At 68.4% G+C, this 18204-nt stretch carries 15 protein-coding genes; 10 read left to right on the top strand and 5 right to left on the bottom strand.

Annotated features, from left to right (window positions below; all coding sequences use genetic code 11):
• The first annotated feature begins 104 nt into the window (after positions 1–104).
• From Tchl_RS09870 to Tchl_RS09830, 9 genes are all read left to right on the top strand, one after another.
• The gene (locus Tchl_RS09870; RefSeq protein ID WP_075148247.1) at positions 105–1208 is read left to right on the top strand and encodes an AI-2E family transporter; all 1104 of its coding nucleotides are present in this window, start codon (positions 105–107) and stop codon (positions 1206–1208) included.
• A complete protein-coding gene (gene hda, locus Tchl_RS09865) occupies positions 1205–1897 on the top strand; it encodes a DnaA regulatory inactivator Hda (RefSeq protein ID WP_075148246.1) in 693 nt (230 codons plus the stop codon). The genes Tchl_RS09870 and hda overlap by 4 nt, the downstream gene beginning before the upstream one ends.
• A gap of 107 nt (positions 1898–2004) precedes the next feature.
• Positions 2005–2667 carry a histidinol-phosphatase gene (locus tag Tchl_RS09860; RefSeq protein ID WP_075148245.1) on the top strand — a complete coding sequence of 221 codons (663 nt, stop codon included), beginning with the start codon at positions 2005–2007 and terminating at the stop codon, positions 2665–2667.
• Between the two features lie 139 nt (positions 2668–2806).
• On the top strand, positions 2807–4165 hold the full coding sequence (gene pcnB / locus Tchl_RS09855) for a polynucleotide adenylyltransferase PcnB (protein WP_075148244.1): 1359 nt from the start codon (positions 2807–2809) through the stop codon (positions 4163–4165).
• On the top strand, positions 4162–4656 hold the full coding sequence (folK, locus tag Tchl_RS09850) for a 2-amino-4-hydroxy-6-hydroxymethyldihydropteridine diphosphokinase (RefSeq protein ID WP_075148243.1): 495 nt from the start codon (positions 4162–4164) through the stop codon (positions 4654–4656). The genes pcnB and folK overlap by 4 nt, the downstream gene beginning before the upstream one ends.
• A 28-nt stretch (positions 4657–4684) precedes the next feature.
• The gene (locus tag Tchl_RS09845) at positions 4685–5068 is read left to right on the top strand and encodes a DMT family protein (RefSeq protein WP_075148242.1); all 384 of its coding nucleotides are present in this window, start codon (positions 4685–4687) and stop codon (positions 5066–5068) included.
• A 71-nt stretch (positions 5069–5139) separates the two neighbouring features.
• Positions 5140–5955 (top strand): 3-methyl-2-oxobutanoate hydroxymethyltransferase, encoded by an 816-nt coding sequence (gene panB, locus Tchl_RS09840; RefSeq protein ID WP_075148241.1) that lies wholly within the window; start codon positions 5140–5142, stop codon positions 5953–5955.
• Between the two features lie 31 nt (positions 5956–5986).
• A complete protein-coding gene (gene panC, locus Tchl_RS09835) occupies positions 5987–6814 on the top strand; it encodes a pantoate--beta-alanine ligase (protein WP_075148240.1) in 828 nt (275 codons plus the stop codon).
• Positions 6815–6971: 157 nt separating this feature from the next.
• The gene (locus Tchl_RS09830) at positions 6972–7418 is read left to right on the top strand and encodes a CBS domain-containing protein (RefSeq protein WP_075148239.1); all 447 of its coding nucleotides are present in this window, start codon (positions 6972–6974) and stop codon (positions 7416–7418) included.
• Between the two features lie 110 nt (positions 7419–7528).
• Here the strand turns inward: Tchl_RS09830 and pepN are convergent, their stop codons facing one another.
• From pepN to Tchl_RS09805, 5 genes are all read right to left on the bottom strand, one after another.
• Positions 7529–10222 (bottom strand): aminopeptidase N, encoded by a 2694-nt coding sequence (pepN, locus tag Tchl_RS09825; RefSeq protein WP_075148238.1) that lies wholly within the window; start codon positions 10220–10222, stop codon positions 7529–7531.
• A gap of 146 nt (positions 10223–10368) precedes the next feature.
• Positions 10369–11265, bottom strand: a complete 897-nt coding sequence (locus tag Tchl_RS09820) for a universal stress protein (protein ID WP_075148237.1) — start codon at positions 11263–11265, stop codon at positions 10369–10371.
• Positions 11262–12968, bottom strand: a complete 1707-nt coding sequence (locus Tchl_RS09815; protein WP_075148236.1) for a cation:proton antiporter — start codon at positions 12966–12968, stop codon at positions 11262–11264. Before Tchl_RS09815 ends, Tchl_RS09820 begins: the two co-directional genes overlap by 4 nt.
• Positions 12968–15718: an HAD-IC family P-type ATPase gene (locus Tchl_RS09810; protein WP_075149680.1), complete on the bottom strand. Its 2751-nt coding sequence runs from the start codon at positions 15716–15718 to the stop codon at positions 12968–12970. Before Tchl_RS09810 ends, Tchl_RS09815 begins: the two co-directional genes overlap by 1 nt.
• Before the next feature lie 117 nt (positions 15719–15835).
• Positions 15836–16333, bottom strand: a complete 498-nt coding sequence (locus Tchl_RS09805; RefSeq protein ID WP_075148235.1) for an RDD family protein — start codon at positions 16331–16333, stop codon at positions 15836–15838.
• Positions 16334–16477: 144 nt separating this feature from the next.
• On the opposite strand from Tchl_RS09805, the gene Tchl_RS09800 reads away from it, so the two are divergent.
• Positions 16478–18190 (top strand): acetolactate synthase 3 catalytic subunit, encoded by a 1713-nt coding sequence (locus Tchl_RS09800; RefSeq protein WP_075148234.1) that lies wholly within the window; start codon positions 16478–16480, stop codon positions 18188–18190.
• Positions 18191–18204 lie beyond the last annotated feature (14 nt).

The raw sequence follows: 18204 nt of genomic DNA, 5'->3' as shown, positions 1-18204 counted from the left end.
CGCCGCCCGGCGGCGGATCGAACTTGAGACCGCGACGCCAAGTGGCTACATTTACGGGTTTTGCGGGTAGGATGCCCCGCACCAAGTCCGCGATTTTACTAGAAATGAGCCATCCCCGCGCCGATCGTCTGCAAACCCTGGCCTGGACCGCGGCGGGCCTCGCGCTGATCGGACTGTTCTGGGCCCTGGGGCCGATCCTCGCCCCGTTCGTGATCGCCGCGGTGTTCGCCTACATCTGCGACCCGGCGGTGAACTGGATGGTGGCCCGGCGCGTGCCGCGTGCGTTCGCCGTGCTGCTGGTGATCATCGCGGCCGGTCTCGCGCTGGTGACGCTGGCGCTGATCCTGCTGCCGATGGTGTATCGCGAGGGCGTGCTGCTGGTGAACCGCCTGCCCGACCTGATCGAAATGTTCAACGCCCAGGTGTCGCCACTGCTGCAGGCGCGGCTGGGAATCGAGCTGCAGCTCGACGCCGCCCAGTTCCGCCAGCTGCTCGCCGACAACTGGAGCAGCGCCCAGGACATCCTGCCGGTGCTGATCGGCCATCTCAAGACGGGCGGGATGGCGCTGGTCGGCTTCGTCGTCAACCTGTTCCTGATCCCGCTGGTGATGTTCTACCTGCTGCAGGAATGGCCGCGCATCCTCGCCGAACTGGAGCGCATCGTCCCCCGCCCCTGGCTCGCACGCACGGTGCGCATCCTCGGCGACATCGACTCGGTGATGTCCGAATTCCTCCGCGGCCAGCTGTCGGTGATGCTGTTGCTGGCCCTGTTCTACAGCCTCGGGCTGTGGCTCGCCGGGCTGAAGTTCGCCTTGCCGGTGGGGGTACTCACCGGCCTGCTGGTGTTCATTCCCTATGTCGGCTTCGGCGGCGGCCTGCTGCTGGCGATCATGGCCGCGCTGCTGCAAGGCGAAGGCTGGCCGCCGCTGATCGGCGTCGCCGCGGTGTACGGCCTCGGTCAGCTACTGGAGAGCTTCCTCCTCACGCCCTACCTGGTCGGCGAACGGATCGGCCTGCATCCGCTGGCAGTCATCTTCGCGCTGATGGCCTTCGGCCAGCTGTTCGGCTTCGTCGGCGTGCTGGTGGCGCTGCCGGTGAGCGCGGCACTGCTCGTGGGCTTGCGCGAAGTGCGCCACGCCTGGTTCGCCAGCCCGGTTTACCTGGGGAGCGAAGCGCCGGGCGCAACGAAGGACGCCTCCTCGCGATGAAGCAGCTCGTCCTCGACATCCGCCCCGATACGCCGCCGACACTGGAAAACTTCGTCGCCGGCGCCAACGCCGAGCTGGTGGCGGCGCTGTCGCTGCAGGCCTCGCCCGCCACTGCAGCCCAGCTCCCGGCGCGCCACATCTACCTGTGGGGCGGCCCGGGCAGCGGCCGCAGCCACCTGTTGCGCGCCACCCTGGGCATGGCGCGCGCGGCCGGCCGTCCCACCCACCTGTTCGCCGCCACCGACGTGGACGATAGCCTCCCGGAAACGGACGGCGCCCTGCTCGCGGTAGACGATGTCGAGCAGCTGTCCGCCGACGCCCAGATCGCCCTGTTCAACGCCTTCAATCGCGCCCGCGGCAACCGCCAGTCGCTGCTCCTGTCCGGGCCGTCGGCGCCGCTCGGGCTGGTGCTGCGCGAGGATCTGCGCACCCGCATCGGGCAGAGCCTGGTCTTCGAGGTGCAGCCTCTCGACGACGACGCCCGCGCCACCATCCTTACCACCCTCGCCGAGCGCCGCGGCCTGCGCCTGGCCGACGAGGTGGTCGATTTCCTGCTGCGCCACGGCCGCCGCGACCTCGCCAGCCTGCGCCGGGTGCTCGACGCGCTCGACGCCGCCTCGCTCGAACGCAAACGTCCGATCACGCTGCCGCTGTTGCGCGAGATGATCCGACAGGGCCTGGAAATCTGAACGTCCCCGACGCCCCTCCCTCTCCCCGGGCGCTGCTTGCGGCCTTCCGGGGTTAGACTTCTGGCCCCCGGCCCTCCTGTTTCCATTTCTCCCGACGGAGCCCAAGCGTGAATCTCGTTCTTTTCGACCTCGACAACACCCTGCTCGCCGGCGACTCCGACTTCGCCTGGGCACAATTCCTGATCGGCAAGGGCGTGCTCGACCGCGAAGTGCAGGAGGCGAAGAACATCCTCTTCTACGAGCAATACAAGGCCGGCACCCTCGACATCTTCGAGTTCCTCGACTTCCAGCTCGCCCCGCTCGCCCGCCATCCGCGCGCCGAGCTCGACGCCTGGCACCGCGAGTTCATGGAGCGGTCGGTACGGCCGATGATCACCGCCAAGGCGCGCGCGCTGGTCCAGGAGCACCTGGACAGCGACGCGCTGATCGCGGTGGTGACGGCGACCAACGCCTTCGTCACCGGCCCGATCGTGCGCGAGTTCGGCATCCCCCACCTGGTCGCCACCATCCCGGCGCAGGAAGGCGGCGCGTTCACCGGCAAGCCGCGCGGCCTGCCCGCCTTCAAGGCAGGCAAGATCGAACGCGTCGATGCCTGGCTCGAATCGCTCGGTCTGCACCTGGGGAGCTTCGACCGGAGCTGGTTCTACAGCGACTCGCACAACGATCTGCCGCTGATGCAGCGGGTATCCAACCCGGTGGCGGTCGACCCCGACGACACCCTGCGCACTCACGCCCAAGCGCAAGGCTGGCCGGTGATCTCGCTGCGCTGAGAGCGCCCCGCGCCCGGCTCCGCCCCCGGCGCGGCACATCTGTCCGCCCTCGCGGACCACAGCGTCGCACACACGTTCGCCGAACCGGCAATGCGATCGGTTATGATTGCGCGCTTATGCAAGGACTACGCCTTTCCCGATGATCCGCAAGCTGCTGCGCAAGGTCTTCAAGCGCCCGACGCAATCCGCACACCGCGAACCCGCCCTCATCCCCGTCGAACGCCACGGCATCCGCCGCGAGCAGCTGTCGCCGGCTGCGCGCAAGACCTGCACGGTGCTGCAGGAAGCCGGCTTCAAGGCCTTCGTCGTCGGCGGCGCCGTGCGCGACCTGCTGATCGGCCATCCGCCGAAGGACTACGACGTCGCCACCAGCGCCACGCCGGAAGAAGTGCGCGCGCTGTTCCGCCGCTCACGCATCATCGGCCGCCGCTTCAAGATCGTGCACGTGATGAGCGGGCCGGAAACCATCGAGGTCTCCACGTTCCGCGCCAACCAGGACGCCGAATCGACGGAAACCGACGCGCACGGCCGCGTGCTGCGCGACAACGTGTACGGCAACCAGGAAGAAGACGCCACCCGGCGCGACTTCACCGTCAATGCGCTGTACTACGACCCGGGCGCCGAAACCATCGTCGATTATCACCACGGCGTGGCCGACATCCAGCAGAAAACCCTGCGCATGATCGGCGACCCGCGCACGCGCTACCGCGAAGACCCGGTACGCATGCTGCGCGCGGTGCGCCTGGCGGCAAAGCTGGGCCTCAGCATCGATCCCGCCGCGCGCCATCCGATCCGCGACATGGCCGCCCTGCTGGAAAACGTGCCGGCCGCGCGCCTGTTCGACGAGATGCTCAAGCTGCTGTTCTCGGGCTACGCGGTGAAGTGCCTGCAGCAGCTGCGCGAAGAAGGCCTGCACCACGGCCTGCTGCCGCTGCTCGACGTCATCCTCGGCCAGCCGCTGGGCGAGCGCTTCGTCTGGCTGTCGCTGGAAAACACCGACGAGCGCGTGCGCCAGGACAAGTCGGTGTCGCCCGGTTTCCTGTTCGCCACCCTGCTGTGGCACGAAGTGCTGTCGGCGTGGGAAAGGAAGAAGGCCGCCGGCGAGCACGCCCAGCCGGCGCTGTTCGAAGCGATGGACGAGGTCCTCGACGCCCAGGCCGGCAAGCTCGCGATCACCCGCCGCATCGTCGGCGACATCAAGGACATCTGGGCGCTGCAGCCGCGCTTCGACAAGCGCTCGGGGAAGACCCCTTATCGCCTCATCGAGCAGCCGCGCTACCGCGCCGGCTGGGACTTCCTGCGCCTGCGCGCACAGGCGGGCGAGATATCGATGGAGCTCGTCGACTGGTGGGACCGCTTCGCCCATGCCGGTCACGACGAGCGCGACGCGCTGCTCCGCGAGGCCCCGGCCGAAGCGGCGCCGGCGGCGAAAAAGCGCCGGCGGCGGCGGCGCAAACCGGCCGACGGCGAGGCCGTCGCTTCCGCGGACAGCGCATGAGCGCGGTGGCGCGCGTGCGCGCCTACATCGCCTTCGGCGCCAACCTCGGCGACCCGGCGGCAGCGTTCGCCCTCTCCCTGCAGCGCCTCGGCGCCCTGCCCGTGAGCGCGGTCGCAGCGCACTCGGCGCTCTACCGCAGCGCACCGGTCGGGGTGGACGGCCAGCCCGACTACATCAACGCCGTCATCGCGCTCGACACCGCACTCGACGCCCACGCCCTGCTCGAGGCCCTGCACGGCATCGAGCACGACAGCGGCCGCAGCCGCGACTATCCGATGGCGCCGCGCACGATCGACCTCGACCTGCTGCTCTACGGCGATGCGGTCATCGATACGCCGGCGCTGCAGGTGCCGCACCCGCGCATGCACCTGCGCGCCTTCGCCTTGCTGCCACTCGCCGAGATCGCGCCGGAGACCGTCATTCCCGGCCACGGCAGCCTCGCCGGGCTGCTCGCCGCCGTCGGCGACCAGGCCATCACCCGCCTCGGATAAGATCCGCCACTCCGCGCCTCCCGCCACCATGCCCGCCTGGCTCCAGTCCGCCACCACCGCCACCAGCGCCAGCCCGGTCTGGCTGCAGACTGCATTGCTGCTTGCCGCATCCAACGTGTTCATGACCTTCGCCTGGTACGGCCACCTCAGGACGATGCAGGGCAAGGCCTGGTACGTCGCGGCGATCGTGAGCTGGGGCATCGCCCTGTTCGAATACCTGCTCCAGGTCCCGGCCAACCGCATCGGCGCCACCGCGCTGAGCCTGGCGCAGCTGAAGATCCTGCAGGAAGTGATCACCCTGCTGGTGTTCGTTCCCTTCGTCGTGATCTACATGAAACAACCGCTCAAGCTCGACTATCTGTGGGCCGGCCTGTGCATGCTCGGCGCGGTCTATTTCATTTTCCGCAGCTGACCGAGGATGGCAATGCACTTGTGCATCGCATCCGTTTGGTGAAAACTCCGTCCTCCCATCAGGAGCGATGTATGAGTTACCTCCAGGACCAGAAGCCCGTAACCCTGTTCGAACTGAGCAGGATGCGCGCCGCGGGCGAGAAGATCGCGATGCTCACCTGTTATGACGCGAGCTTCGCCGCGGTGCTCGGCCGCAGCAGCGTGGACGTCGCGCTGGTTGGCGATTCGCTGGGCAACGTGCTCCAGGGTCAGAAATCGACCCTGCCGGTGACCCTCGAACAGATGGCCTACCATACCGAATGCGTGGCCCGCGCCGAAAGCCGCGCCTTCGTCCTCACCGACATGCCGTTCGGCAGCTACCACGAAAGCCGCGAGCAGGCGATGCGCAATGCCGCACGCCTGATGGCGGCGGGGGCGCAGATGGTGAAGCTTGAAGGCGGCGAATTCATCGCCGACACCGTGCATTTCCTGGTCGAGCGCGGGGTCCCGGTGTGCGCCCACATCGGCCTCACCCCGCAGTCGGTGCATCAACTCGGCGGCTACCGGGTGCAGGGCCGCAGCGACGAAGGCGCGGCGCGGCTGAAAGCCGACGCCCTGGCGCTGGAACAGGCCGGCGCCGCGCTGATGGTGATGGAAATGGTGCCCGCCGCACTCGCTGCCGGAATCACCGCCAGCCTGCGCACGATGGCCACGATCGGCATCGGCGCCGGCCCCGGCTGCGACGGCCAGGTCCTGGTCCTGCACGACATGCTCGGCATTTTCCCGGGCAAGACCGCACGCTTCGTGCGCAACTTCATGGACGGCGCCGCCAGCATCGAAGATGCCGTCGCGCGTTACGTCGCCGCGGTGAAGGACGGCAGCTTCCCCGCCGCCGAGCACTGCTACTGAGCCCCTACCACAGCCCCGGAAGCGATCCCGCATGCAGATCCACCGCACCATCGAAAGCCTGCGCAGCGCGCGCGCCGGCGCCGGCAGGACGGCCTTCGTCCCCACCATGGGCAATCTCCACGACGGCCACATCGCGCTGATGCGCCAGGCCGCCGGCCATGCCGACAGCGTGGTCGCGAGCATCTTCGTGAACCGCCTGCAGTTCGGCCAGGGCGAAGACTTCGAGCACTATCCGCGCACCTTCGCCGCCGATTGCGAAAGACTCGCCGCTGCCGGTGTCGCGCACCTGTTCGCCCCCGACGAGGCCGTGATGTACCCGCAGCCGCAGTCCTATCACGTCGATCCGGCACCGACCCACGTCTCCGTCCTCGAAGGCGAGTGCCGCCCCGGCCATTTCCGCGGCGTCGCCACCGTGGTGCTGAAGCTGCTCAACATCGTCCAGCCCGAGCTCGCGCTGTTCGGCAAGAAGGACTACCAGCAGCTGATGGTGCTGCGCAACATGGTGCGCGAACTCGCGCTCCCGGTGGAAGTCCTAGCAGGCGAGACGGTGCGCGCCGGAGACGGCCTCGCGCTGTCCTCGCGCAACGGCTACCTGAGCGCGGAAGAGCGCGTCCGCGCTCCCCTGCTGTACCGCCTGCTGTGCCACATCCGCAGCGCCGTGGCCAGCGGCGAGCGCGACTTGGCGAAGCTCGAAGCCGAGGCGATGGCGCAACTGGAGGGGGCCGGCTGGCAGCCCGACTACGTCGCCGTGCGCCGCCGCGCCGACCTGCAGCCGCCGGCCGACGAAGACGACGCGCTGGTGGTGCTGGCCGCGGCCAGGCTGGGGCGTACCCGGCTGATCGACAACCTCGAAATCTGAGCCCTCCAGCAGGTCGACGAGGCGGGAAAAAATAGGGGCCGCACGACGGAATAAGGGTTGTTCCCCGCTTGCGTCCCGAAAGGCTTGAAGCCAATCTGTAACAAAAACCGGCCGCGATATGCAGCCCGAGCGTCAACAACCGTGGGGGATCAAGACGATGACGACCAGCGTAAAACAAATTCTCGACCAGAAAGGCCATGCCTTCCACGCCGTGCGCCCGACCGATTCGGTGTTCGATGCACTGTCGGTGATGGCCCAGTTCGATATCGGCTGCGTCCTCGTGACCGACGGCGACCGTCTGGTCGGCATCTTTACCGAGCGCGACTATGCCCGCAAAGTGGTGCTCAAGGGGCTGATGTCGCGCAACGTCAAGGTCGGCGACCTGATGACCCCTGCCCCGTTTACCGTGACGCGGGCACACACCGTGGACGAAGTCATGGAAACAATGACGGAAAAGCGCTTCCGCCACATCCCGGTGGTGGAAAACAACAAGGTGCTCGGCATCGTCACCATCGGTGACATGGTGAAATCCATCGTCAGCCAGCAGGAGAAGACGATCAAGCACCTGGAAAGCTACATCGCCGGCGATCTCGCCGCGGAGTGAGCGGGCAGGTTCCGAAGCGGCCCGAGCGGGCCGCACACCGATGAAAACGCCGGGTTTTCCCGGCGTTTTTGTGTTCACGCAGCGGATCGCCCAGCAGGCGCGCGCCGCGCTCAGCCCACCTGTTCGAGGGCCTTGCCGACGACCTCCGCGACGTCCGGCGAGCACCCCTCACTCGCCAGCACCCGTTCGAGCTGCGGGCGGATGCTCGCCTGCAGCGCCGCAGTGAGATGGCGCCAGTTTTCCAGGGTGCGGGCCATGCGTGCGGCGACCTGGGGATTCTTCGCGTCCAGCGCCATCACCTGCTCGGCCCAGAAGGCATGGCCACTACCGTCGGCGGCATGGAACTCGCCGGGGTTGGCGCGGAAGAAGGTACCGAGCAGGGCATACACCTTGTTCGGGTTCGCCAGGCTAAACGCGGGGTCGTCCAGCAGGCCGCGCACCCGCGCCAGGGTCGGCGCCACCGCTGCATCCCAGCGCCAGGCACCGGCCTGCAGCGCGAACCACTTGTCCAGCACCAGGGCATCGTCACGGTAACGCGCATGGAACGCGGCCAGCGCCACCTCGCGCGCCGGGCTCGCGCTCTGGACCAGCGCGGCAAGGGCGCCGAAACGCTCGGCCATGTTGGTGGCGGCCTCGAAGCGGGCCTGCGCGCATGCCAGCCCGCGCTCGTCACCGGCGGCGGCGAGGTAGCGCAGGGCGAGATTGGCGAGCGCGCGAGCGCCGGCGTCGCCCGGGTGGTAGCGGTAAACCGGCGCCGGCTCGGTCGCCTCGAGCACGCCCAGCCAGGACGCGGCCAGGACGCCGCCGAGGGTGCGCATCACCTTCATCAGCGCGCCGCGCAGCGCCGCGGGGTCGGCCGCCGCCATGCGTTCGAGCAGATAGGCTTCGCCCGGCAGGGCGAGGGCCTGGGCGCGGAAAGCAGGATCGAGACGGGCGTCTTCGAGCAGGCGGCGGAACGCCTCGACGAAGGCCGGCGCCACCTCCCCGGCGGAGCCTGCGGCCAGCGCCAGCACCACGCGCTCGGCGTAGCGCTGGGCGGCGTCCCAGCGGTTGCAGGGGTCGGCGTCGTGGGCCATGCGGAACGCAAGCCGGGCATCGTCCTCGTCCAGTTCGAGGATCACCGGCGCGGAAAAGCCGCGCAGCAGCGAAGGCACCGGCTCGGCATCGAGGCCGACGAAGCGGAACGTCTGCTCCGCTTCGGTCAGGCGCAGCACGCGCGTCGTCGCTCCGGCCTGGCTCTCGCCCTCCAGCCGCAGTGCCCGGTCACGGCCATCCGGCCCGATCAGGCCGAGCGCGACCGGGATCACCAGCGGCAGCTTGAGCGCCTGGCCCGGCGTCGGCGGGGTGTGCTGCGCGAGGCTCAGAGTGTAGCTGCCGGTTGCACCATCCCAGACCCCACTGGCCTTCACCCGCGGCGTCCCGGCCTGAGCGTACCAACGCATGAAGGGGTCGAGATCGACGCCGTTGTTGGCTTCCGACATCGCTTCGACGAAGTCGTCGCAGGTCACCGCCTGGCCGTCGTGGTAGCTGAAGTACAGATCCATGCCGTTGCGGAAGCCTTCCTGCCCGAGCAGGGTATGGAGCATGCGGATGACTTCGGCGCCCTTCTCGTACACCGTGGCGGTGTAGAAATTGTTGATCTCCTGGTAGCAGTCGGGGCGGATCGGGTGCGCCATCGGCCCCGCGTCCTCGGGGAACTGCGCCGCGCGCAGCACGCGCACGTCGTCGATGCGCTTGACCGCACGCGCGGAGGCCGCGCCTTCGGGGCCGGCGCCCGCGCTGGCTGCCCTCGCCAGCATGTCGGCGGAGAACTGCTGGTCGCGAAAGACGGTGAGCCCTTCCTTCAGCGTGAGCTGGAACCAGTCGCGGCAGGTGACGCGGTTGCCGGTCCAGTTGTGGAAGTATTCGTGCGCGACCACGCTCTCGATGTTTTCGTAATCGAGGTCGGTGGCGGTGTCCGGCTTGGCGAGCACGAACTTGGTGTTGAAGATGTTCAGCCCCTTGTTCTCCATCGCCCCCATGTTGAAGTCGGCGACGGCGACGATCATGAAGCGGTCGAGGTCGAGCTCGAGGCCGAAGGTCTCCTCGTCCCAGCGCAGCGCGTGCACCAGGGAATCCATCGCATGCCCGCAGCGGTCGAGATTGCCTTCTTCCACCCACACCTGGAGCAGCACCTCGCGCCCCGACTTCGTCGTCACCCGGCGCTCGAGTGCGACCAGCCTCGCCGCGACCAGGGCGAAGAGATAGGACGGCTTGGGAAAGGGATCCACCCACTTCGCGTAATGGCGATCACCGGGCAGCGCCCCCTCTTCGACCAGGTTGCCGTTGGACAGCAGTACCGGGCAGGCGGCGCGATCGGCTTCGAGCGTCACGGTGAACCGCGCCATCACGTCGGGGCGGTCGGGAAAACAGGTGATGCGACGAAAACCTTCCGCCTCGCACTGGGTGAAGAAGCCGCCGTTCGACAGGTAAAGTCCGGACAGCGTGGTGTTGGCACGCGGGTCGATGCGGGTGCGCACTTCGACGACGACACGCTCGCCGCTGGCGCCGATCTCGAGCAGCGAGCCGTCCTCGCGCAAGCTCGCCGGAGGCTGGCCGTCGACGGTCAGCGCCAGGCGCTCGAGCGCCTCACCCCACAGCCGGATCGGGCCGTCTTCGACGTCCGGATTGCGCACGCACGACATGCGGTTGGTGACGACGGTCGCCTCGGCGTCGAGGCTGAAATGCAGGTCGACGGTCTCGACCGTCCAGGGCAGCGGCCGATAGTCGGCGCGCCGGATCGTTGGGGCATGTTCGGTTTTCATCTTCTCTCCGTCGGCCGCGCGCAGGCGCGGTCAAAACGGAAGTGTACGCCGCACGGCCGCTGCCGCCCAGTCCGACCCAGCCGGCGCCGGCAGCACCGCAGCCGCAGCGGCGCGCCAGCCGTCCCGCGGCGGGCGGGCAGGAGCGCTCAGCCCGCCCGGCGGTCGGCCACCAGAACGTCGGCCGCGGAGCGGGCGAGGACATGCCGGGTGACGCTGCCCAGCAGCATTTCCTCGAACACGCCCTGGCCGCGCTTGCCGATCACGATCAGGTCGCAATCCTGCGCCTGCTCCTGTTCCAGAATCTGGGTGCTGGCTTCGCCGTGGAGCACGATCCGGCGCACCCGGGCGGGGTCGAGCGCGGCCTGCTCGACCAGCTCGTTCATCTGTGCGCCCGCCTCGCGCCGGGCATTGACCCGCAGCGCGGACAGGGCTTGCTCGTCGACACCGGCAAAGCGCAGCTTGCCTTCGAAAGGCACCTCGAAGGCGTGCAGCAGCACGATCTCGGCCGCGGGCGCGACGCGCTGCGCCACCCTCAGCGCATCGAGCGAGCGCGCCGAAAAGTCCACCGGCACCAGCATCCTCCGATAGGACTCGTGCGCCATCTGCTTGACCACCAGCAGCGGCCGGCTGATCTTGCGCAGCGCACGTTCGGTGGTGGAGCCGATCAGCAGTTCGCGCATGAAGCCGGCGCCACGGGCGCCAAGCACGAGCAGATCGGCATCGATCGCATCGGCATGGCTGGCGATTTCCGCCAGCACCGCCCCCACATCGACCCGAACCGCCGCGGCGACGCCATGGTGCGCGGCCACTTCGGCGGCAAGCGCCTGCACTTCTCCACGCACCTCCTCGAGCAGTTGCTGCTGCATCCCGGCCGTCCCGGCATCGAGCAGATGGCGCAGCGCATCAAGCGCGCCGACGCTGACCACATGCTGCAGCGACAGCTGCCCCCCCGATTCGGCAGCGATCAGCGCGGCGCGCATCACCGCATGGCGGGCGAGGGCGGAAAGGTCGGTGGCGGCGAGCAAAGTCCGCAACGGGTTCATCGTTCTGTCTCCTGGTCGGGATCGGGCGCCGGGCCTTCGCCATGCACCTTGGCGAACGCGATCTCGGCGGCAAAGCTGCGCGCGGCATAGTCCGCGGCGTCGTTGAAGGGGTTCAACACGCGCTCGACGCCCGCGGCGCCGAGCGCCTCGCCGTGGATGTCGTCCCGCACCACCCCGGCCACCCGCCCGCCGAACCCCGCTTCCTTGAGGGCGTGGAGGAAGGCGCGGTTCGAGTCCCATTGCGGGAAGGTGGTGACCGCCCAGCGCGCATGGCGCAGCGGCAGGGTCTCGAGGAAACCCGGATCCTCGCCGTCGCCGAAGCGCACCGGCAGGCGCCGCTTGCGCAGGCTGCGGACGGTTTCGGGGTCGAAATCGACGCCGAGGACTTCGATCCCTGCGCCGCGCAGCTGCTGCATCAGGCGCGCACCGTAGCGCCCGAGGCCGAACACGATGATGTCGGGCTGGCCGGCAGGACGGCCCGGGCGCTCGACCGCGAGCTCGCGGAACGGGCGTTTGCGCTCGAAAACCCCCAGCCACGGGGCAAGCCGCTCGTAGAGCGGATGCGAGAGCAGGATCATGTAGGTGGACATCATGATCGTCACCAGCCCCACCAGGGTGGTCAGGCCGAGCGCCTCGACACCGACGTGGCCGAGGCTGATTCCCATCGCGACGAACACGATCGAGAACTCGCTGATCTGGGCCACGGTCAGCCCAGCGAGAAAGCCGGTGCGTTTGCGGTAGCCCATGTAGCCCATGATCGCCATCACGATCAAGGGGTTGCCGATCAGCACGAACAAGGACAGCACCACCGCCGGCCACAGCTCGCCGCCCAGGGTGGAAAAATCGAGCTTCGCGCCAAGATCGATGAAGAAGAACAGCAGCATGAAGTCGCGGATCCCGGTGAGGCGCGCATTCATCGCTTCGCGATAGCTCGTGGACGCCAGCGAGAACCCGGCGAGGAAGGCGCCGGCCTCCTTGCTGAACCCGGCCCATTCCCCCAGTGCGGCGAGCCCGGTTCCCCAGGCCACGGCGAAGATCAGCAGCAGTTCCTGCGAACGCGCCATCGCTTCCACCAGCCGGGGCAACACCGAACGCATCAGCACGTACATCAGCGCCGCCGCCGCGCCCAGGCGCAGGGCCAGCGAGGCGGCGACTTCGACGATCGCGGCCTCACCGGCGCCGCGCAGCGTGCTCATCGCCATCATCGCCAGCACCACGGCGACATCCTGCACGATCAGGAAGCCGACCGCGATGCGCCCGTGCAGGGCGTCGAGTTCGCGCTTGTCCGACAGCAGCTTGACGACGATGATCGTGCTCGAGAAGGTCAGCGCCACGGCGACGTAGAGCGCCTCCATCAGCTCCTTGCCCATCGCCACGATCAGGACGAAGCCGAAGACGATGGTGAAGCCGAGCTGGCCCAGTCCGGTCGCCAGCGCCACCGGGCCGATATGGCGGATATGGTGCAGGTCGAGCTTGAGGCCGACCACGAACAGCAGCACGGTGACGCCGATCTCGGCCAGCAGCGCGATCTGCTCATGCGCCCTCACCAGGCCGAACCCCGCCGGTCCGACCAGGATGCCGACGACGATGTAGGCGATCAGTACCGGCTGGCGCAGGCGCACCGCGATCGCCCCGGCCACCGCCGAGATCAGCAACAGCAGCGCGAATTCGGCATACGGCCCGTGGCTGAGCAGCTGTTCCATCAATGATCGCCCCTGCCCGCAGACCGGGCGCGAACGCGCAGCAAGGCCTTCTCGGCCTCGACGGCAAGCAGCACCGCCACGCCGAAGGCGAGGATGCGCAGCCACGCACCCAGCTCCAGCGCCTCGGTGCCGAACAGGCGCTGCATCGCCGGCAGATGGGTGAACAGGATCTGACACAGCACCAGCAGGGCGATCGCACCGAGCACGTAGCGGTTGCCGCAGAAACCGTCCCGGTTCAGCACCGGGGCGGTGAAGCTGCGCATGTTGAACAGGTAGAACACCTCACCGGCGAGGACCGCATTCACCGCCGCGGTGCGCGCCGCTGCGACGCTCGCGCCGTGCGCCTGTTCCCACAGGAACGCACCCATCCCGCCGGCGACCAGCAGCAGACCGACAAAAACGATGCGCCAGAGCAGGAAGCGGGTCAGCAGGGGCTCGCGCGGGTCCCGCGGCGGGCGGCGCATGAGGTCGCGCTCGCCGTCCTCGAACGCCAGCGCCAGCGCCAGCGTCACCGCGGTGATCATGTTGACCCAGAGGATCTGCGGCGGCGTGATCGGCATCGTCACGCCGAACAGCACGGCAAAGAAGACGATGCCGGCCTGACCGATGTTGGTCGGCAGGATGTAGGCCACCGTCTTCTTCAGGTTGTCGTAGACGATGCGGCCCTCCTCGACCGCGGCCGCGACCGAGGCGAAATTGTCGTCGGCGAGCACCATCTCGGCCGCTTCCTTGGCCGCCTCGGTTCCCTTGCGCCCCATCGCCACGCCGACGTCGGCGCGCTTCAACGCCGGCGCGTCGTTGACGCCGTCGCCGGTCATCGCCACCACCTCGCCGCGCGCCTGCAGCGCCTCGACCAGGCGCAGCTTGTGCTCGGGGCTGGCGCGGGCGAAGATTTCGGTGTCGCACACGACCTCGGTGAGGCGGACGTCGTCCATGGCCTCGATCTCGGCCCCGGTGATCGCCTGGATGTCCCGCCCGAGGCCGAGTTGCTCGCCGATCGCTTGCGCCGTTGCGGCATGGTCGCCGGTAATCATCTTCACCCGGATGCCGGCCGCGAGGCAGTTCGCTACCGCCTGCACGGCCTCCGCGCGGGGTGGATCGGTGATGCCGAGCACCGCGAGCAAGGTGAAGCCGCCGTCCTCGATGTCGTCAAAGCTCAGCGCCGCGAGCCGCCCGCTGGAGGCGCGCACGGCCAGCGCGAGCAGGCGCATGCCCTCTCCGGCCGCCTCGGCCATCGCCTGTCCCCAGGCATCGGCGTCGAGCGGCTGCGCCTCGCCGTCGAGCGCGCGGGCGTTGACGCACAGCGACAGCACGCGCTCCGGCGCCCCCTTGACCAATACCTGGGCTCGGCCGCCATGGTCGTGGTGCAGCGTCGCCATGAAGCGGTGCGCGGATTCGAAGGGGATGACGTCGTCGCGGGGCGATTCTTCCCGGCACAGCTTCGGGTCGAGGCCGGCCTTCAGCGCGAGCGTCAGCAATGCGCCTTCGGTGGGGTCGCCGACCACGCGCCACTCCCCCTCGTCCAGGCGCAGTCCGGCATCGTTGCACAACAACGCAACGCGGCCGATGTCGGTGAGCAGGGGCGCCTCGGCCGGTTCGAGGTCGTGGCCGCCGCGCTCGAAGCCGCCATGCGGCGCATAGCCCGCCCCCGAGACGTCGATCCGGCCATCGACCGTGAGCACCCGCTGCACGGTCATTTCGTTACGGGTCAGCGTGCCGGTCTTGTCGGAGCAGATCACGGTGACCGAGCCGAGCGCCTCGACCGCGGGCAGGCGGCGGATGATCGCTTGCCGCCGCGCCATGCGCTGCACGCCGATCGCCAGCGTGATCGTCATGATCGCCGGCAGCCCCTCGGGGATCGCTGCCACCGCGAGGCCGACCGCGGCGAGGAACATTTCCGCCGCGCCGTAGCCGCGCAACACGATGCCGAAGGCGAAGGCCGCCGCGGCGACGCCGAGGATGATCCAGGTCAGCACCCGGCTGAAGCCTTCCATCTGGCGCAACAGCGGTGTGCTCAGGGTCTGGACCGCACCGAGCATTGCGCTGATGCGGCCGATTTCGGTTCGCGTGCCGGTGGCCACGACCACGCCGACGCCCTGGCCATAGGCCACCAGCGTCCCCGAGTACGCCATCGAACGGCGATCGCCAAGCGCGACCCCGGCGCCGACCGCGGCCGTCGCCTTCTCCACCGCGAGCGATTCGCCGGTGAGCACCGCCTCCTCGATACGCAGGCTGCGAACCTCGATCAGGCGCAGATCCGCCGGCACCTTGTCGCCGGAAGCGAGGAACACGATGTCGCCCGGCACCAGCGCCTCGGCGTCGATCTCCTGGCGGTGGCCATCGCGCAGCACCTGGGCGCGCAGCGACAGCATGTCACGGATGGCATCGAGCGCACGTTCGGCCTTGCCCTCCTGAATGAAGCCGATGAACGCATTGATGACGATGACGCCGAAAATGACGAAGGCATCGATCAGGTGGCCGAGCAGCAGCGTGATCGCGCCGGCGACCAGCAGGACGTGGATCAGCACGTTGTGGAACTGCAGCAGGAAGCGCAGCAGCGCCCCGCGCCGGGGTGGCGGCGGCAGGGCGTTGCGCCCGTGCTCGACCAGGCGCGCCTGTACCTGGGCCGCGCTCAGGCCCTCATGGCGGCGCGCCTCGAGCCGGATCAGACTGTCGTCGATCGACAGCGCGTGATGGGAAATGCGCTGATGGTCCTCGTCCGCCGCAGCGGCATCGATGCAGGTGGTCATGGCCTTGGCCGAAGTGCGGTCGCGGTGCAGGCGATGCGTCCGCCCCTTCGTCGGGATGATGATGAATGCGATGCTAACATCGCTGCCCTGCAATCACCTCCGCGCCGGTCGCTGCGCTCAGGACGGCCGCTGCGGAGGCAGCAGCACGACCCGGGTTCCGGCCAGACGGTCGTGCAGGAACTGGCGATCGCGATCGACGAGCGCCCACAGCAGGCCGACCCCGCCGAGCAGCACCGACGGCCAGGCAAGGGCGTAACGTGCCCAGCTCCGCCCCACCCCGGCAACGCGCCCGTCTTCGGCACCGACGATCTTCAGCCGCCAGGTCTGCATCGCCAGCGTCTGCCCGTGGCGGTGCCAGTACCACACGAAATACATTCCGAGCACGACGAAGATGTGCAGCCAGGCGAGCCCGCCCGGTGGCGCGATGCCGAAGCCGATGCCGAGAATCAGGTAGGGAACGAGAAAAACGAGGGCGAGCACGCCGAGCATCAGCATCGATTCGTAGAGCATCGAGGCGAGACGGCGGCGCAGGCCGGCGAGTTCGACCAGGGCGCGCGTGCCGGGTGCGGGGCGGTGCCGGGGTGCTGCCGGATCCCTGCCTGTGTCGTGCGTCATCGAATCATCCGCAAAAGCGTGCGCCGGAAGGACGCCGCGGTGGAAGGTTGGGACCGGGACGGGAAGGATGCAGCCTTGACCAAACCGCAAGCGGCCGGTAACGTTCTGCGTTTATTCAAACCCCTATAGTCGAGCGAGTTTGCGATGGTGCTGTCCGGAGCCGAAATTCTAATCAGGTGCCTGCAGGAAGAAAAGGTCGAATACGTCTTCGGATACCCCGGCGGCTCGGTCCTGTTCATTTACGATGCGCTGTTCCAGCAGGATCAGGTGCGTCACGTGCTGGTGCGCCATGAGCAGGCTGCGGTGCACGCCGCCGACGGCTTCGCGCGCAGCACCGAAAAGGTCGGCGTCGCGCTGGTGACCTCCGGCCCGGGCGCGACCAACGCCGTCACCGGCATCGCCACCGCCTACTGCGATTCGATCCCGATGGTGATCATCTCCGGCCAGGTGCCCACTGCCGCGATCGGCCAGGACGCGTTCCAGGAAGTCGACACCGTCGGCATCACCCGCCCGTGCGTGAAGCACAACTTCCTCGTCAAGGACGTGCGCGACATCGCCGTGACGATGAAGAAGGCCTTCTACCTGGCGAAAACCGGCCGTCCCGGCCCGGTGCTGGTCGACATCCCCAAGGACGTGTCGATGCAGAAGTGCGAGTTCGAGTATCCGCAGGAGATCTCGATGCGCTCGTACAATCCGGTGCTGAAGGGCCATTCCGGCCAGATCAAGAAAGCGGTGCAGCTCCTGCTCGAAGCCAAACGGCCGATGATCTACAGCGGCGGCGGGGTGGTGCTGTCGAACGCCGCGGAACAGCTCACCCGGCTCACCCGCCTGCTCGGCTACCCGATCACCAACACCCTGATGGGCCTTGGCGGCTATCCCTTCAGCGACCGCCAGTACCTCGGCATGCCCGGCATGCACGGCACGTTCGAAGCCAACATGGCGATGCACTACTCCGACGTACTGCTCGCGGTCGGCGCCCGCTTCGACGATCGCGTCATCGGCAGCCCCGAGCACTTCGCCGAAGAGCCGCGCAAGATCATCCACGTCGACATCGACCCGTCGTCGATCTCCAAGCGCGTCCGGGTGGACGTGCCGATCGTCGGCGACGTCGGGGACGTGCTCGACGAGATGATCCGCCAGCTCGAAGCCGGCGAGGCTCGCCCCAATCCCGACGCGCTCGCCGCGTGGTGGAAGCAGGTCGAGGAGTGGCGCAGCCGCAAGTGCATGGCGTTCAAGAACTCGGACGAGATCATCAAGCCCCAGTTCGTGATCCAGAAGCTGTGGGAAGTCACCGGTGGCGAGGCGATCGTCACCTCCGACGTCGGCCAGCACCAGATGTGGGCGGCGCAGTACTACGGCTTCGACAAACCCCGGCGCTGGCTCAACTCGGGCGGCCTGGGCACGATGGGGGTGGGCATGCCCTACGCGATGGGCGCCCAGCTCGCCAACCCGCACATGCCGGTGGCGTGCGTGACCGGCGAGGCCTCGATCCAGATGAACATCCAGGAACTGTCCACCTGCAAGCAGTTCCGCCTGCCGATCAAGATCTGCAACCTCAACAACCGCTACCTCGGCATGGTGCGCCAGTGGCAGCAGCTGTTCCACGGCGGCCGCTACTCCGAGTCCTACATGGATTCCCTGCCCGACTTCGCCAAGCTCGCCGCGGCCTACGGCCACGTCGGCTTGCGCATCGAGCGCCCGGCCGATGTCGAGGGCGCGCTGCGCGAGGCCTTCACCACGCACAAGAACGAGCTCGTGTTCCTCGATTTCCAGATCGACGCCACCGAGAACGTCTATCCGATGGTGCAGGGCGGCAAGGGTCTGACCGAAATGATCCTCTCCGCCGAAGACCTCTGAGCGCCCCTTCTCCG

Source organism: Thauera chlorobenzoica (assembly GCF_001922305.1).
GTDB lineage: Bacteria > Pseudomonadota > Gammaproteobacteria > Burkholderiales > Rhodocyclaceae > Thauera > Thauera chlorobenzoica.
The sequence above is the reverse complement of the archived record's forward strand: the minus strand, read 5'-3'. Positions and strand labels throughout refer to the sequence as shown.

Excerpts from the sequence above, each read along its gene's own strand:
- Tchl_RS09870 (WP_075148247.1), top strand. The coding sequence starts at position 105 with ATGAGCCATCCCCGCGCCGATCGTCTGCAAACCCTGGCCTGGACCGCG.
- hda (WP_075148246.1), top strand. The coding sequence starts at position 1,205 with ATGAAGCAGCTCGTCCTCGACATCCGCCCCGATACGCCGCCGACACTG.
- pcnB (WP_075148244.1), top strand. The coding sequence starts at position 2,807 with ATGATCCGCAAGCTGCTGCGCAAGGTCTTCAAGCGCCCGACGCAATCC.
- folK (WP_075148243.1), top strand. The coding sequence starts at position 4,162 with ATGAGCGCGGTGGCGCGCGTGCGCGCCTACATCGCCTTCGGCGCCAAC.
- Tchl_RS09845 (WP_075148242.1), top strand. The coding sequence starts at position 4,685 with ATGCCCGCCTGGCTCCAGTCCGCCACCACCGCCACCAGCGCCAGCCCG.
- panB (WP_075148241.1), top strand. The coding sequence starts at position 5,140 with ATGAGTTACCTCCAGGACCAGAAGCCCGTAACCCTGTTCGAACTGAGC.
- panC (WP_075148240.1), top strand. The coding sequence starts at position 5,987 with ATGCAGATCCACCGCACCATCGAAAGCCTGCGCAGCGCGCGCGCCGGC.
- Tchl_RS09830 (WP_075148239.1), top strand. The coding sequence starts at position 6,972 with ATGACGACCAGCGTAAAACAAATTCTCGACCAGAAAGGCCATGCCTTC.
- pepN (WP_075148238.1), bottom strand. The coding sequence starts at position 10,222 with ATGAAAACCGAACATGCCCCAACGATCCGGCGCGCCGACTATCGGCCG.
- Tchl_RS09820 (WP_075148237.1), bottom strand. The coding sequence starts at position 11,265 with ATGAACCCGTTGCGGACTTTGCTCGCCGCCACCGACCTTTCCGCCCTC.
- Tchl_RS09815 (WP_075148236.1), bottom strand. The coding sequence starts at position 12,968 with ATGGAACAGCTGCTCAGCCACGGGCCGTATGCCGAATTCGCGCTGCTG.
- Tchl_RS09810 (WP_075149680.1), bottom strand. The coding sequence starts at position 15,718 with ATGACCACCTGCATCGATGCCGCTGCGGCGGACGAGGACCATCAGCGC.
- Tchl_RS09805 (WP_075148235.1), bottom strand. The coding sequence starts at position 16,333 with ATGACGCACGACACAGGCAGGGATCCGGCAGCACCCCGGCACCGCCCC.
- Tchl_RS09800 (WP_075148234.1), top strand. The coding sequence starts at position 16,478 with ATGGTGCTGTCCGGAGCCGAAATTCTAATCAGGTGCCTGCAGGAAGAA.